The following is a 14483-nucleotide window of genomic DNA, read 5'->3' as shown; positions in this document are numbered from 1 at the left end:
GGTGGTACGGGCGTTGTCTGTTGACGGTCGCGGTGGTGCTGGCGGCGGCCGCCTGTTCGTCCCCGGCGCCGCCGGCCGCGCCGCCGCCTCCGCCGCGCGAGCGCGTCATCGTGCAGCCTCCGCTCCCGGATCCCGTCCCCTCGGGGTCGGGGCTGGTCCTCTCGGACTTCATGATGCTTCCCCAGTCGACGCCGAACCCGCCGCCAGAGTCGGGCGACAACCTCGACAGGTGGGCTCGGATCAACTACCTGGGCGAGATCCCGGACGGCTCCGGGCGGCTCTACGTGCCGGACCTCAACGGCAAGCTCTACACCATCAAGGACGGCGGCTCCGGCGTCTATCTCGATGTCGGCGCCCAGGTCGGACCGAACTTCTGGAACCACGAAGGAATCGGGACCGGGTTCGGCTTCGTGGCATTCCATCCGGATTTCAAGCGGAACGGCAAGTTCTACACGGTCCACACCGAGGGCCGTGACGCGCTCAAGACCCAGACGCCCGACCTGCCGTTCCCGAAAGAAACGTACAACCACGGTGTCGTCACCGAATGGACGGCGTCGAACCCCGCCGCGAACACCTTCGCCGGCACCCGCCGAGAGGTGCTCAGGATCGGTTTCGTGAACGACATTCACGGGATCCTGCAGATCGGGTTCAACCCGACCGCGCGGCCCGGCGGCGAGGATTACGGGCTGCTCTACCTGGCCGTCGGCGACGGTGGCGCGGCCGGCGACGCGGAGCACAGCCTGAAGACGACGGTCCCGCAGGACAAGGGGGTTCCGCAGGGCAAGATCCTGCGGATCGACCCGACCGGCACGAACGGCCCGCGCGGAAGGTACGGGATCCCGGCGACCAACCCGTTCGTGGGCAAGGCCGGGGCACTGGGCGAGATCTACGCCTCCGGGCTGCGCGGCCCGTACCGCTTCAGCTGGGACCCCGGCGAGGACCACCGGATGTTCCTCGGCAACATCGGCAACGAAGAGGTCGAGTCCATCTACGAGGTCCGGCCCGGGGACAACTACGGGTGGAGCGAACGCGAGGGCCCGTTCGTCGTCAAGCTCGGCGAGGGACCGAACTCCTGCGACATTCAGCCGGTGCCCGCCGACGACGAGAAGAACGGCTTCACCTATCCGGTGGCGGCCTACGGGCACAACAAACGGCCGACCGGCTGGCCTCATTGCGAGGACAGCGGATACGCGGTGATCGCCGGTTTCGTCTACCGGGGCAACGACATCCCCGAACTGCAAGGAAAGTTCGTGTTCGGGGACGGCGTCACCGGGCGGATCTTCTACACGAACGTCCAGGACATGCGGCGCGACGAGAAACTGGCGCCGATTCACGAGCTGGCGCTGTTCGACGGCCAGGGGCGGCCGGTCACCATGCAGGGACTGGCGAGCAACCCGAACGTCGAACTGGCCGGCCAGCCCAAGGTCGACCTCCGGTTCGGCTCCGATGCCCGTGGCGAGCTGTACGTCCTTGCCAAGGCGAACGGCAAGATCTGGAAGGTCACCGGGATGCGCCGAACCTAGTGCCGTGTGAACGAGGTCGTCTTACCCGTCTTCGGCGCCCAGGCGGCGCCCCGTCCCCGGGGTGCGGGGTGTCCCCGCAAGGCACAGCGTCGTCGACCGAAGGTCGTCGCCCCCGATACAAACCCGGTATCGGGGACTCCGAATCAGACACAGCCTTGCGGTTGCCCGGGTGCGGGTGTCCCGCGGGGACACAGCACCTGGATCACCGAATCCGGGCAAGGAACCCCGTTCACACGACACTAGTCAGAGCACCCCGAACGCGCGGAACGCCTCGCTGACCGGCATGCCGCCCGCGACCGCCTCCCGGAACTCGTTCTCGCCGAGACGCTTGCGGCGCACGATGTCGAGCACGTCGTCCACCAGCGCCGCCGGGACGATGCACACCCCGTCGGCGTCGCCCACCACGAGGTCGCCGGGGCCGATCGTGACGCCGTCGACGACGACGGGGCGGCCGTGCTCGACGACGTCGACGCGGCCCTTGCTGTCGTACGGCGTCGCGCCCCTGCTGAAGACGGGGAACCCGGACCCGGCCACCGACGTGACGTCCCTGATCAGCCCGTCGGTCAGCGCCCCGGCGAGGCCACGGGCCCGCGAGGCGGTGGTGATCAGCTCGCCCCAGACGCCGGCGGCGTCCGAGCGGCCGGTGGCGAACACGAACACCGAGCCGGGCGGGGCGACGTCGAGCGCGGCCAGCAGGCCCGCGTAGGGCCGGGCGGGGGCGATGTCCTCGGCGGGCACCGCGCGAACCGGGTGCGCGCGGCCGACCACGCGCTGGCTCAGGGTCAGCGGCCGGACGTCCGGGCCGAGGCACTGGGCGCGGTGGCCGAGGGTGTCCAGTGCGTCGGCGGCGAGCGCGCTGGACAGGTCGTTCGGGGTGTCGATGATGTCCATGTCTCCTGTTTCGTCGATCACGTCGTGGAGAACGTCAGCCGCATCTCGTGCGCGTAGGTCTCGCCCGCGCGCAGCACCGGGGACGGGAAGTGGGCGATGTTGACGTCATCGGGGAAACCGGTGGTCTCCAGGGTGACCCCGGCGAAGCCGCCGTACTCGCCGCCGCCCTTCGCGCTGGTCCCGCCCAGGTAGCCGCCGGCGTAGAGGCACAGGCCGGGCTGGTCGGTGGCCAGCTCCAGCCGGCGGCCGCTGGCCGGATCCGACAACTCCGCGACGACCCGCATGCCGGTGCCGTCGAGCACCCAGACGTGGTCGTAGCCCCCGCCGTCGCCCGACACCCTGCCGGCGCCTCGGTTGTGCACGCGCGCGTTGCCCCGCCCGAGCGGTGTGGGGTCTCGGAAGTCGAACGGGGTCGCGTCGACGGCGCGAACCTCGCCGGTGGGCAGCAGCTCGTCGTCGAGCGCGACGTAGTGCCCGGAGCGCAGCCGCAGCACGTGGTCGAGGACGTGGCCGGAGTCGTGCCCGGCCAGGTTCCAGTACGAGTGGTGCACCAGGCGGACCGCGGTGGCGGCGTCGGTGGTCGCGGACATGCCGACCACGAGGCCGGGACCGTCCAGGCGGTAGGTGACGGCGGCGGTCAGTGCCCCGGGGAAGCCCTCCTCCCCGTCCGGGGACACCCGCGAGAAGGTCACCGCCTCCTCGCCCGGGTGCACCGCCGTGCTCCATGCGTACCTGTCGAACCCGCGAGCCCCGCCGTGCAGGTGGTTGGCTCCCTCGTTGCGCGCCAGGTGGTGCGTCCGCCCGTCGAGGGTGAACGTCGCGCCCCGGATGCGGCCGGCGTAGCGACCGGCCGTCGAGCCCATGTAGTGGGGGTCGGAGAAGGTCGCCCGGAGGTCCGGGCGGCCGAGCACGACGTCGGCGCGCACGCCGTCGCGGTCGGGGACGTGCAGCTCCAGCAGCCGCGCGCCCAGGTCGGTGAGCACGGCCGTGCAGTGTTCGTTCTCCAGCGTGACGAGCCGGACGGGGTAGCCGTCCAGCCCGGCGTCGGACAGGTTCACGCGGTGTCCTCTCCAGGTCAGCGGTGCGAGCTCAGGTAGTTGACGATGCGGGCCAGCCGGGGGTCCCGCGCCGCCCGCGCCCCGATCCGGCGCAGCGCCGGGTGGGCCAGCGCGCGCTCGACCAGCGGGGTGCGCATCGGCCGGGCGGGGCGATCGGGTGGCGCGGCGGTGGCGAAGCGGTCCTCGAGCACGGCGTGCGCGGCGTTGTGGCCGGGCACCCCCATGACGCCACCGCCGGGATGGGTGCCCGAACCGCCCAGGTACAGCCCGTGCAGCGGCGCCCGGTACCCGCCGTAGCCGGGCACCGGCCGCGCGTCGAACAGCTGGCCGAGGGTCAGCGCGCCGTGGAAGATGTTCGCCCCGGCGAGCCCGAAGTCCCGCTCGTACTCGGCCGGCGTGATCGTCTTCGACGCGATGATCGAGTCCCGGATCCCCGGCGCGTAGGTCTCCAGCACCGCGACGACGCGCTCCTCGAACGCCTTCTTCTCGGTGGCCCAGTCCGAGCCGGCGAGCTCGTAGGGCACCTGCTGGATGCCGGTGGTGAGGATGTGCTTGCCGGCCGGCGCGAGGCTGTCGTCCAGGACCGTCTGGATGATCAGCTCGATCGGGAAGTCCTCGGCGATCCGGCCCCGCGCCTGCGCCTCGCCGACCCGGGTGAACAGGTCGACGTCCGCGCCCAACAGGGTCAACCCACTGTGCCGAGGCCCCACACCGCCGAGGCCGACGAACGTGGGTGGCCGGTCCAGCGCGAAGATCGACCGCGCCATGGCGCCGCGCACGTCGTAGCCCCGCATCCTGGTGAGCAGCTCGTCCGGGAGATCCTCCGGCGCGACCAGGCCGAGATAGGTGGTGCGGGGATCGGCGTTGGACAGCACGACACGGCTCGCGACCTCCTCGCCGGACGTGGTGACGACGCCGGTGACCCGGCCGTTGCGGGTGAGGACCCGCGCGACCTCGCTGTCCACGCTGATCACCGCGCCGCGCGCCTGTGCCCGGTCGGCCAGCGCGCCGGAGATCGCGCCCATGCCGCCGCGCGGGAACGCGAACTGGCCCATGTGGCCGTCGTACTCGCCGATGGCGTGGTGGCCGTAGACGTAGGCCCAGCCCGGGGTCGTCGGCCCGCCGTACACACTCACCGTGCCGGTGAACGCCAGCAGCCCCTTCAGGATGTCCGAGCCGAAGTGCCTGTCCAGGATCTCCGCGACGCTGAGCGTGAAGAAGTCGGTGAACACCTCGGGCACGCCGGCGTCCGCGAACGCCGCCACCACCTCGGCCAGCGACGGCGGCCGGGTGGTGATCAGGAACGGGGACAGCACGCGGTAGAGCTTCTGCAGTTGCAGGCCGAAGGCGAGGAACCGCTCGCCCTCCCCCGGGCCGACCCGTTCCAGCTCGCGCAGGGTCGCGCCGAGGTCGTTGAAGAGCGTGACGTGCCGGCCGTCGCGCCAGATGTTCGTGGTGCCCGCGTCGCCCTGCAGGAACCGCAGGCCCCACTCGTCCAGCCTCAGGTCGGCGAGGATCTTCGGGTGCAGCAGCCCGGACAGGTAGGACGCCGTGGACGCGCGGTACCCGGGGAAGACCTCCTCGGTGACGGTGGCGCCCCCGACGATGTGCCGGCGCTCCAGCACCCGCACCGTCAGGCCGGCGTCGGCGAGGTAGTTGGCCGCGATCAGGCCGTTGTGGCCGGAGCCGATGACGACGGCATCGACGGTGGACATCAGTTCTCCCGTCCGTCGACGGGGTGGGTGACGGCCACCCGCGCCGACTCGTAGGCGGCCGGACGAGCCCGCCGCAGGTGCACCGCCCTGGCGACGCCGGCCGCGGCGGTCCCCCAGAGCAGCACGTTCATCGTGATGACCATGGCCGGGTCGTCGGTGCCGACCAGCGCCGAGAAGTTGACCAGCGCCAGCGCGAGGAAGGCGAACAGGCCGATCCCGCTGAGCACCGGCGCCACCCAGGTGCGCAGCACGCCCTCGCCGCCGCCCGCGCGGCGGAAGAACGCGACCACCGCGACCGACGTCATGGCCTGCAGCGCGATGATCCCGATCGCGCCGAGGCCGGTGGCCCAGACGAACAGCTCGCGGAACGGGTCGCGGTCGAACACCACGAACGCCGCGACCCCGACGGCCGCGAACAGCGTCTGCACCAGGCAGGCCGCGTACGGGGACTTGCGCGTGCCGTGGGTGGTGCCCAGCCAGCCCCAGGCAACGCCGTGGCGGCCCATCGCGTGCAGGTAGCGGGCGACGGAGTTGTGGAACGCGAGCAGCGCCGCGAACACGCTGGTGATGATCAGGGCGGCCGCCGCGTCGGAGACCAGGTGCCCGAGGTAGCGCTCGATGGCCAGGAACGCGAACCGCTCGGTGGACGCCGTCGCGACCTCGGTCGCGGCCGACGTGCCGAAACCATTGATGATCAGCGCGGTGGAGGCGGCGAAGAACACGCCCATCGTCGTGATCGCGATGTAGGTGGCCCTGGGCACCGTGCGCCGGGGGTCGCGGGCCTCCTGCCCGTAGATGGCGGTGGCCTCGAACCCGATGAACGCCGCGTGCGCGAACATCACCGCGATGCCCACGGCGCCGCTGAACACCACCGCCGGGGCGAACGGCAGCGCCGACAGGCCGCCCGGCCCGGCACCGCTCGCACCCCCGGTGACCAGGATCGCCACGTCGAGCACGACGATCACCGAGGTCTCCAGCACCAGCGCGATCCCGAGCAGCTTCGCGCCGACCTCGACCCGGCGCACGCCGAGGAACAGGCACAGCGCCATGGCCAGGAACGCCCACACCCACCACGGCGGGGAACCGCCGAGGTAGCGGGCCGACGCGTCCGCCACGTAGACGCCGAACGCGCCGTACATGCCGAGCTGGACCAGGCCGTAGGACAGGATCGCCAGGGTGGCAGCGCCCAGCCCGGCCGGCAGCCCGAGCCCGTGGGCGATGTAGGCGAAGAAGCCGCCCGCGCTCACCACCCGCCGGCTCATCGCCGTGTACCCCACCGCGAAGACCAGCAGGACCGCGGTGGCCACCAGGTAGGCACCGGGCGCCCCGACGCCGTTGCCGGTTGCCACGATGACGGGGAAGCCCAGCACCACGCCGGACAGCGGGGCCGCCGCGGCGACCACGAAGAACACGATGTCGCCGGTGCCCACGGCGTCCTTGCGCAGGGACGTGCTGGGCGCTGACGCGACCGCCGGGTGCGACGTTGCGGAACCCTCGATGGCGGACACGGTCACCTCGTTTCATCTAGCGAGATATAACGTTCCATTGACTAGCGGCACCATAGGCAGCCATCGTCGACTGGTCAACCGATAGTCTTCGCGATTATGGTTCACTGACTGAATCAGATCGTTTCGCTAGACGGGATCACGCATGCAGGGTCTGCTGACAGGGAAGGTCGTCGTCGTGACCGGCGCGGCCGGTGGCATCGGCTCCGAGGTCGTGCGCCGGTGCGCCGAGGAGGGAGCCGCCGTCCTGGCCGTGGACCGGGACGCGGGCGGGCTCGACCGGGTCCTCGCCGGGCTCCCGGCCGGTTCGCGGGTGCGCCCGTTCGCGGTCGACATCGCCGCGCCGGACGCCATGGCGGCCGCGTTCGGCTCCGCGCGGGACGCGTTCGGCGGGGTCGACGTGTTCCACGCCAACGCCGCCGTCCAGGTGATGGGCGGGCTGGCCGACACCACCGCCGCGGACTGGGACCGGATGTACGAGGTCAACCAGCGCGCCGTCGCGGCGGGCATCCGCGAGGTGGTCCCCCACCTGCGCGAGCGCGGCGGCGGGACGATCCTGGTCACGGCGTCGCTGCTGGCCCTCACCGGCGACGCGGACCTGCCCATGTACGGCGCCACGAAGGGCGCGTTGCGCGCGCTGTGCCGCTCGGTCGCCGCCGCGTACGGCCGCGACAACATCCGGTGCAACACGATCTGCCCCGGCGACGTCGACACCCCGATGGTGCGGGAGTTCTTCGACTACCAGCCCGATCCCGACCAGGCCAGGGCCGACGTCGAGCGGAAGTACCCGCTCGGCCGGCTGGCCTCGCCCCGCGACGTCGCCGAGGTCGCGGTGTTCCTGGCCTCGGACCGGGCCAGCTACCTCAGCGGGATCGACGTCGTCGTGGACGGCGGCCTGCTGGCCAGGATCTACTGATCATGGCCACACCCTCCTTGCGCAGCGCCCGGTGGTTCACGCGCGACGACCTTGCCGGGTTCCTGCACCGCTCCACGATCACCGCGACCGGGGTCGGCAGGCAGGCGCTCGACGGCCGGCCGGTGGTGGGCATCTGCACCGCGTGGTCGGACCTGGTCAGCTGCAACTTCCACCTGCGCGGGGTGGCCGACGCGGTGCGCCGGGGCGTGACCCGCGCCGGCGGCCTCGCGCTGGAGTTCCCGACCATGAGCCTCGGCGAGAACCTCATGAAGCCGACGGCCATGCTGTACCGCAACCTGGTCGCGATGGAGGTCGAGGAGTCCATCCGGGCGTACCCGTTCGACGCGGTGGTGCTCCTCGGCGGCTGCGACAAGACGGTGCCGGCGCAGCTCATGGGCGCGGCCAGCGCGGACGTGCCGGCCATCGCGCTCACCGGCGGCCCGGCCAACCCGGCCGTGTTCCGGGGACGCGAGCTGGGCGTGGGCACCGACCTGTGGCACTACGTGGCCGAGCTGCGGGCCGGGCGGATGAGCCGCGACGACTTCGCCGAGCTGGAGGCGGCGTCCATGCCGTCGGTCGGGCACTGCCCGGAGCTGGGCACCGCGTCCACCATGGCGGCGCTCACCGAGGTGCTCGGCATGAGCCTGCCGGGCAGCGCGACGGTCCCGGCCACCGACGCCCGCCGCTACGCGCTCGGGGAGACCACCGGTGAGCGCGCCGTCGCCTTGGCGCGCAACGGGCCTCGTCCGTCGGACGTGCTGACCCGGGAGGCGTTCGACAACGCGATCACCACGCTGATGGCGCTGGGCGGATCCACGAACGCGGTGATCCACCTGCTCGCGATCGCCCGCCGGGCAGGGGTGGCGCTCGGCCTGGACCGGTTCGACGAGCTGTCCGCCCGCACGCCCGTCGTCACGAACCTGCGCCCCAGCGGGGAGGACCTGTTCGCCCGCCTCGACGCGGTGGGCGGTGTCCCGGGGGTCCTCGCGCGGCTCGCCCCGCTGCTGCACCTGTCGGCCACCGGCGTGACCGGGCGGCCGCTCGCCGACCTCGTCCACCGAGCCGGCGCCGGTTCGGCGGCCGAGACCGCGGACGAGACAGTGGTCGCGCCGCTGGAGCGGCCGTTCGCGGCGACCGGTGGCATCGCCGTGCTGCGCGGCAACCTCGCGCCGGACGGGGCGCTGCTCAAGACCAGCGCCGCCGACCCCTCCCTGCTGAGCCACCGCGGGCCGGCGCTGGTCTTCGACGACGTCCACGAGCTGGCGCATCGCGTCGACGACCCGGATCTCGATGTGGACGCCGACACCGTCCTGGTGCTGCGCGGGGTCGGGCCGGTCGGCGGCCCCGGCATGCCCGAGTGGGCTCAGCTTCCGGTGCCGGAGAAGCTCCTGCGCCGGGGCGTCCGGGACATCGTGCGCATCTCCGACGCCCGGATGAGCGGCACGGCGTTCGGCACTGTCGCGCTGCACGTCGCCCCGGAGGCCGCGGCCGGCGGCCCGCTCGCGCGGCTGCGCACCGGTGACCCCGTCGTCCTCGACGTGGCGCGCCGGCTGCTGGCCGTCGACATCCCGGACCGGGAGTTCGCCCGCCGCCCACCCGCGCTCGGCGACACCCTGCCGGCGCGCGGGTACCAGGGCCTGTACCAGCGTCATGTGACCCAGGCCGACCAGGGCTGCGACTTCGACTTCATGGCCCTTGACGGAGCGGAACCGGCCGGTGATTCAGCCGATGCGATCATCGGCGGCTGGCACGGGGGGTGGTGAGGGTGGTGGTTCGGCTGTTCGTCGGTGCCTACGGTCCGCCGGAGGGCACCGCCGCCGGGATCTCGATCGTCGAGCACGACCCCGACCGGGCGAGCCTGACGCCGCTGGGCACCGTCGCCGAGACGCCGTCGCCGTCGTTCCTCACCCTGTCGCCCGACGGTCGCACCCTGTACGCCGTGAACGAGCTCGACCACGGCGCGGTCAGCGCGTTCCGCCTGGACGGCACGGTGCTCGCGCCGCTCGGCCGGGCCACCACCGGCGGCGCCCACCCCTGCCACCTGGTGGTTCACCCGTCGGGCCGCTACCTGCTCACCGCGAACTACACCTCGGGCAGCGTCGCCGTGCACCGCCTGGGCGCCGACGGCGCGATCGGGGCGCTCACCGACCTCGTCGAGCTGACCGGCTCCGGACCGCACCCGAGGCGGCAGGACCGGGCGCATGCGCACATGGTCACGCCGGGCGCGGACGGGCGGGAGGTCGCCGTCGCCGACCTCGGCTCCGACCGGGTCTGGCGCCTGGCACTCGACGCGGAAACGGGCCGGCTCTCCGCGCTCGGACCCCCGCTCGTCGCCCCGCCGGGCAGCGGACCGCGCCAGGTCGTGTTCTCCCCCGACGGCCGGACGGCCTACGTCCTGGGCGAGCTGGACGGATCCATCACGGCCGGCGCGTGGCCGCCTCCGGGCACCACCGCGTCGCTTCGAGCCGCCGCCGGCCCCCTCCCGCCCGGCAGCCTCGCCGCCGCGCTGGTCGCCGCACCGGACGGGCGGCGGCTCTACGCGTCCCACCGCGGCGCCGACCGGATCACGGTGCTGGACGTCCACGGCACAGTCGGCACGGTCGGCACGGTCGTCCGCCCGGTGGCCGACCTGCCCGCCCACGGGCGATGGCCGCGCCACCTGGCCCTCGGCCCGCACGGCCACCTCTACGTCGCCAACCAACGCTCGGACACGGTCTGCGCCGTGGCGCTCGACGAGCCGGCCGCCGCCGCGGTGGCACCGTCACCGAGCCCGAGCTGCATCCTTGTGACCGACCACCCGTGATGACCGAGAGAAGGACCGCGATGGGCAGCGAACAGGACTCGGCGTACCAGATCAGGGCGGTCGCCCGGGTGTGCGAGATCCTCAACCGGCTCGCCGCCGCCCGGCAGGGGGTCACGCTCGGCGAGATCGCGCAGCTGACCGGCCTGCCGAAGAGCTCGGTGTTCCGCTATATGGCCACCCTGGAGTCCTTCCGCTACGTGGAACACGACGACGGCACCTACCGGCTCGGCAGCGCCGTCGCCCCGCTGCAGGCCTCCCACCTCGACCGGCTGATCGCCATGGCCCGGCCGTACCTGGAGAAGCTGCGCGACCTGCTCGGCGAGACGATCAACCTCGGCCGGCTGGAGGGCTCGCACGTCATCTACCTGGACATCGTGGAGAGCCGCAGCGGCGTCCGGCTCTCCGCCCGCCCCGGCACCCGCGACCCGATCCACTCCACCGCCATGGGCAAGGCCATCGCCAGCCAGCTGCCCGAGGACCAGGTCCGCGCCCTGCTCGACCCCCGGCTGCCCCGGCTCACCGACCACACGATCACCTCGCCCGAGGACTACCTCGCCGAGCTGGAGAAGGTCCGCGCCGAGGGGTACGCGATCGACGACATGGAGAACGAACCCGACGGCCGCTGCGTCGCGGTGCCCCTGCCGATCGGCCTCGACGTCGCCCTCAGCCAGAGCGCCCCGGCGTCGCGGCTGCCGATGTTCGACGTCCCCCAGGTCGCCCGCGCCCTGCACGAGGCCGCCGACCAGCTCACCGCCCGCTACCGCCGCACCCTGCCCTGACCTCACCGGCGGGTATGGCCACCCCGCGGATATTTTTTGCCGGACCTGTCGATCGGGACCACTCGCGTTCGACGCCCCGGTGAGAGAGCAACGCTCCCCGGTCGGTCACCCCACGGAAAGGCATCCCATGAACCTCACCGGCAACACGCAGAGTCCTGGCAACCCGAAGGTACTGGTGGTGGGGGCGAGCATCGCCGGACCCGCGCTGGCGCACTGGCTGCGCCGGCGGGGCGCCGAGGTGACGGTGGTGGAGCGGGCCACCGGGCTGCGTCCCGGTGGGCAGGCGGTGGACGCGCGCGGGGTGGCCAAGGAGGTCATCGGGCGGATGGGGCTGGACGCGGCGGTGCGCGCGGCCCGCACGGACACCGCCGGCGCGCACACCGTCGACGTGGACGGGAACGTGCTGGAGACCTACCGCGCGGACGACCACGGCGGCGACGGGTACATCGCGGAGATCGAGATCCTGCGTGGGGACCTGGCCCAGGTGCTCTACGACGACACCCGCGACGGCGTGGAGTACCGCTTCGGCGACCAGATCGCCGAGCTCACCCAGGACGCGGACGGGGTCGACGTGGCCTTCGCGGGCGGCGACCGGCGGCGCTTCGACCTGGTCATCGGCGCGGACGGGCTGCACTCGGGCGTGCGGGCGATGGTGTTCGGCCCGCGCGAGCGGTTCGTCCGCCACCTCGGGCTCGTGCTGGCGTTCTACAGCGTGCCCAACGAGTACGGGCTGGACCGCTGGCTGGTCGAGTACCAGGACCGGCCGTCCGGGCGCTCCGCCATGCTGCGGCCCATCCAGGACGCCACCCGGGCGATGGCCATGTTCTCCTTTCCCTCCCCCGACCACGACGTCGACCACCGCGATGTCGAGGCCCAGAAACGCCTGCTGCGCGATCGGATGGCCGGCCTGGGCTGGCTGACCCCGCGCCTGCTCGCGCACCTGGACGACACCCCGGACTTCTACCTCGACCAGGTCGCCCAGGTCGTGATGGACAGCTGGTCGAGCGGCCGGGTGGGGCTGCTCGGGGACGCGGCGTTCAGCTCGTCGCCGATGTCCGGGGGCGGCACCGGGCTGGCCCTGGTCGGCGCCTACCTGCTGGCCGGCGAGCTGGCCGCCGCCGGCTGGGACCCGAAGGCCGGGTTCGCCGCCTACGAGCGACAGATGCGCCCGTTCGTGGAGGCCAACCAGGAGATCGGCCGGCTGCACGTACAGAGTCTCGACGCCTCCGCGCCGGACGCCGAGCCGGGCCCGGACCTCGACGGCGAGTGGGTCACCGAGCTGGTCGAGCGCGCGATCAACGGCGTCGACCTGCCCGACTACGCCGGGCTGCCGGACTCCGCGGCCCCGGCCACCTCGCCTGCGACGCCGTAGGCCCCACCGCCGCGGTTGATGGGCGGGCTCCACCGAAAGTCGCAGGCGCCGGCACTTTATGTCCAGCGGTACCCGCCCGTCGGGCCGATGGGACGCACGGTTGCCGAAACGTACGGTCCCGGGACGTGGGGGGTGACGACCATTGCCGCGCCGGGACCGGCGCGATCGCCACGCCCCGTTTTCGTCGATCGGCGAGGTGTTCGGCGGCCGTCGCCGAGTAACCGTGTGAGGAATCGAGGCGAGTTGCGTTGTTGGGTCATCGGGTAGCGGCCGGCGTGGGGAGATGGGGGCGTGCCGTGGTGGTTGTCGCCGCGGTCGTCGGTCTGGGCGCGACCACGCTGGCGGGCTGTTCGTCCGGCACCGACGGGAACGGCGAACCGCGGCGGGGGCCGGCCGTCGTCGGCACCGACGACGGCCCGGTTCGGGGGACGGTCGCCGACGGCTACCGGACGTTCCAGGGCATTCCCTATGCGGCGCCGCCGGTCGGAAAGCTCCGCTGGGCGCCGCCGGCCCCTGTCACGCCGTGGGAACAGGCTCGGGACGCGACCAGGCCCGGCAACACCTGTCCGCAGAGCGCCAGCCTGCTCGACGACCCCGCCAGCGACACCGAGGACTGCCTGTACCTCAACGTCACCACGCCCGACCATGCCGAGAACGAGAAGCTTCCGGTGATGTTCTGGATTCACGGCGGCGGGTTCTACTTCGGCTCCGGCCACGCCTACCAGGCCCTGCGCATGGCCACCCGAGGGCGCGTGGTCGTCGTGACGCTCAACTACCGGCTCGGGGCGCTGGGCTACCTGGCCCATCCCGAGTTCGGCAAGCTCGGAGAGGATCTCGAGGGCAACTACGGCATGCAGGACCAGCAGGCCGCGCTGCGCTGGGTGCGGCGCAACATCGAGCGGTTCGGCGGTGACGAGGACAACGTCACGGTGTTCGGGGAGTCCGCCGGCGGGGTCAGCACCTGCGCCCAGGTCGCCTCGCCGGCCGCCGAGGGCCTGTTCGCCCGGGCGATCGTGCAGAGCGGGCCGTGCGCGGAGACGAAGGAATGGCCGCACGATGACGGCTACTGGTTCGCCCGGCCCCGGGGCCGGGCCGAGGCCCAGGGCCTGGCGCTGGCGAAGACGCTGGGCTGCGCGGACGCGAAGACCGCCGTGGAGTGCCTGCGCACCGTTCCGACCGAGAAGGTGCTGGCCGCCTCCGACGGCGGCGGCTACGGCCCGATGTACGGCGGGGGTGGCGACGTGCTTCCCATCGGGCCGGCGGAGGCCATCCGGACCGGCGCGTTCAACAGGGTGCCGGTCATGCATGGCATCACCCGCGACGAGCACAGCACGTTCATCTGGGCCATCGAGACGTTCACGCGCCATTCCTACAACGCCGACGACTACCGCCAGTTGATCACCGAGTTCTTCGGCCCGAACGCGAACCGGGTGCTGGCGCAGTACCCGCTGACGGACTACAGCTCGCCGAGCCTGGCGCTGTCCACGCTGTTCAGCGACTACAGCTGGGGCTGCCCGGCCGTCACCACCGCCGACGAACTCAGCAAGCACGTGCCGACGTACGCCTACGAGTTCGCCGACCGGAACCCGCCGTGGGGCAAGGACATGCCCAAGGCCAACTTCCCGACCGGCGCGATGCACATCGGCGAGATCCAGTACCTGTTCAACAACCCCGAGTTCCCCGGCCCGCTCTCGGCCGACCAACAGAAGCTGTCCGACGCGATGATCGACTACTGGACCCGGTTCGCGCGCGCCGGCGACCCGAACGGCGGCCCCACGCCGAACTGGCCGGCGTACAGGTCCGTGGGCGACGTGCTGTCGCTCGCGCCGTCACCGGAGGGGATCCGACCGGTCGATCTCGGCGCCGAGCACCGGTGTGGGTTCTGGCGGAGCATCAACCGCTGACCCCCGTGGTGCTGATC

At 72.6% G+C, this 14483-nt stretch carries 11 protein-coding genes; 7 read left to right on the top strand and 4 right to left on the bottom strand.

Annotation, left to right across the window (positions count from 1 at the left end; translation table 11 throughout):
- Nucleotides 1–20: 20 nt before the first annotated feature.
- Entirely contained in the window at nt 21–1523 is a 1503-nt protein-coding gene (locus tag N912_RS52260) for a PQQ-dependent sugar dehydrogenase (RefSeq protein WP_245645294.1), read from the top strand.
- A 243-nt stretch (nt 1524–1766) separates the two neighbouring features.
- On the opposite strand, the gene N912_RS0116065 is transcribed toward N912_RS52260, so the two are convergent.
- The 4 genes from N912_RS0116065 to N912_RS52250 are packed head-to-tail and all read right to left on the bottom strand — an operon-like array spanning nt 1767 to nt 6695.
- Nucleotides 1767–2414, bottom strand: coding sequence for an RraA family protein (locus tag N912_RS0116065; protein ID WP_028923237.1), 648 nt, complete (start codon nt 2412–2414; stop codon nt 1767–1769).
- Between the two features lie 17 nt (nt 2415–2431).
- The gene (locus tag N912_RS0116060) at nt 2432–3472 is read right to left on the bottom strand and encodes an aldose epimerase family protein (protein WP_028923236.1); all 1041 of its coding nucleotides are present in this window, start codon (nt 3470–3472) and stop codon (nt 2432–2434) included.
- Nucleotides 3473–3489: 17 nt separating this feature from the next.
- Nucleotides 3490–5187 carry a phytoene desaturase family protein gene (locus N912_RS52255; RefSeq protein ID WP_051580229.1) on the bottom strand — a complete coding sequence of 566 codons (1698 nt, stop codon included), beginning with the start codon at nt 5185–5187 and terminating at the stop codon, nt 3490–3492.
- Entirely contained in the window at nt 5187–6695 is a 1509-nt protein-coding gene (locus N912_RS52250; RefSeq protein ID WP_169747883.1) for an APC family permease, read from the bottom strand. Before N912_RS52250 ends, N912_RS52255 begins: the two co-directional genes overlap by 1 nt.
- Before the next feature lie 142 nt (nt 6696–6837).
- Between N912_RS52250 and N912_RS0116045 the strand changes: the two genes are divergently transcribed.
- The 6 genes from N912_RS0116045 to N912_RS0116020 all read left to right on the top strand — a co-directional run bounded on the left by N912_RS0116045 (nt 6838) and on the right by N912_RS0116020 (nt 14466).
- Entirely contained in the window at nt 6838–7608 is a 771-nt protein-coding gene (locus N912_RS0116045) for an SDR family NAD(P)-dependent oxidoreductase (protein ID WP_028923235.1), read from the top strand.
- Between the two features lie 2 nt (nt 7609–7610).
- Nucleotides 7611–9371 carry a dihydroxy-acid dehydratase gene (locus N912_RS0116040; RefSeq protein WP_028923234.1) on the top strand — a complete coding sequence of 587 codons (1761 nt, stop codon included), beginning with the start codon at nt 7611–7613 and terminating at the stop codon, nt 9369–9371.
- A 2-nt stretch (nt 9372–9373) separates the two neighbouring features.
- Nucleotides 9374–10411: a lactonase family protein gene (locus N912_RS0116035; protein ID WP_028923233.1), complete on the top strand. Its 1038-nt coding sequence runs from the start codon at nt 9374–9376 to the stop codon at nt 10409–10411.
- A complete protein-coding gene (locus N912_RS0116030) occupies nt 10411–11190 on the top strand; it encodes an IclR family transcriptional regulator (protein ID WP_028923232.1) in 780 nt (259 codons plus the stop codon). Before N912_RS0116035 ends, N912_RS0116030 begins: the two co-directional genes overlap by 1 nt.
- A gap of 127 nt (nt 11191–11317) precedes the next feature.
- Nucleotides 11318–12562: an FAD-dependent monooxygenase gene (locus N912_RS0116025; protein ID WP_051580226.1), complete on the top strand. Its 1245-nt coding sequence runs from the start codon at nt 11318–11320 to the stop codon at nt 12560–12562.
- Between the two features lie 296 nt (nt 12563–12858).
- The gene (locus N912_RS0116020; RefSeq protein ID WP_245645293.1) at nt 12859–14466 is read left to right on the top strand and encodes a carboxylesterase/lipase family protein; all 1608 of its coding nucleotides are present in this window, start codon (nt 12859–12861) and stop codon (nt 14464–14466) included.
- Nucleotides 14467–14483: the final 17 nt, after the last annotated feature.

Origin of the sequence: Actinospineispora acaciae DSM 45401, from assembly GCF_000620785.1 — a bacterium.
In the GTDB taxonomy this organism is placed as follows: domain Bacteria; phylum Actinomycetota; class Actinomycetes; order Mycobacteriales; family Pseudonocardiaceae; genus Pseudonocardia; species Pseudonocardia acaciae.
The sequence above is the reverse complement of the archived record's forward strand: the minus strand, read 5'-3'. Positions and strand labels throughout refer to the sequence as shown.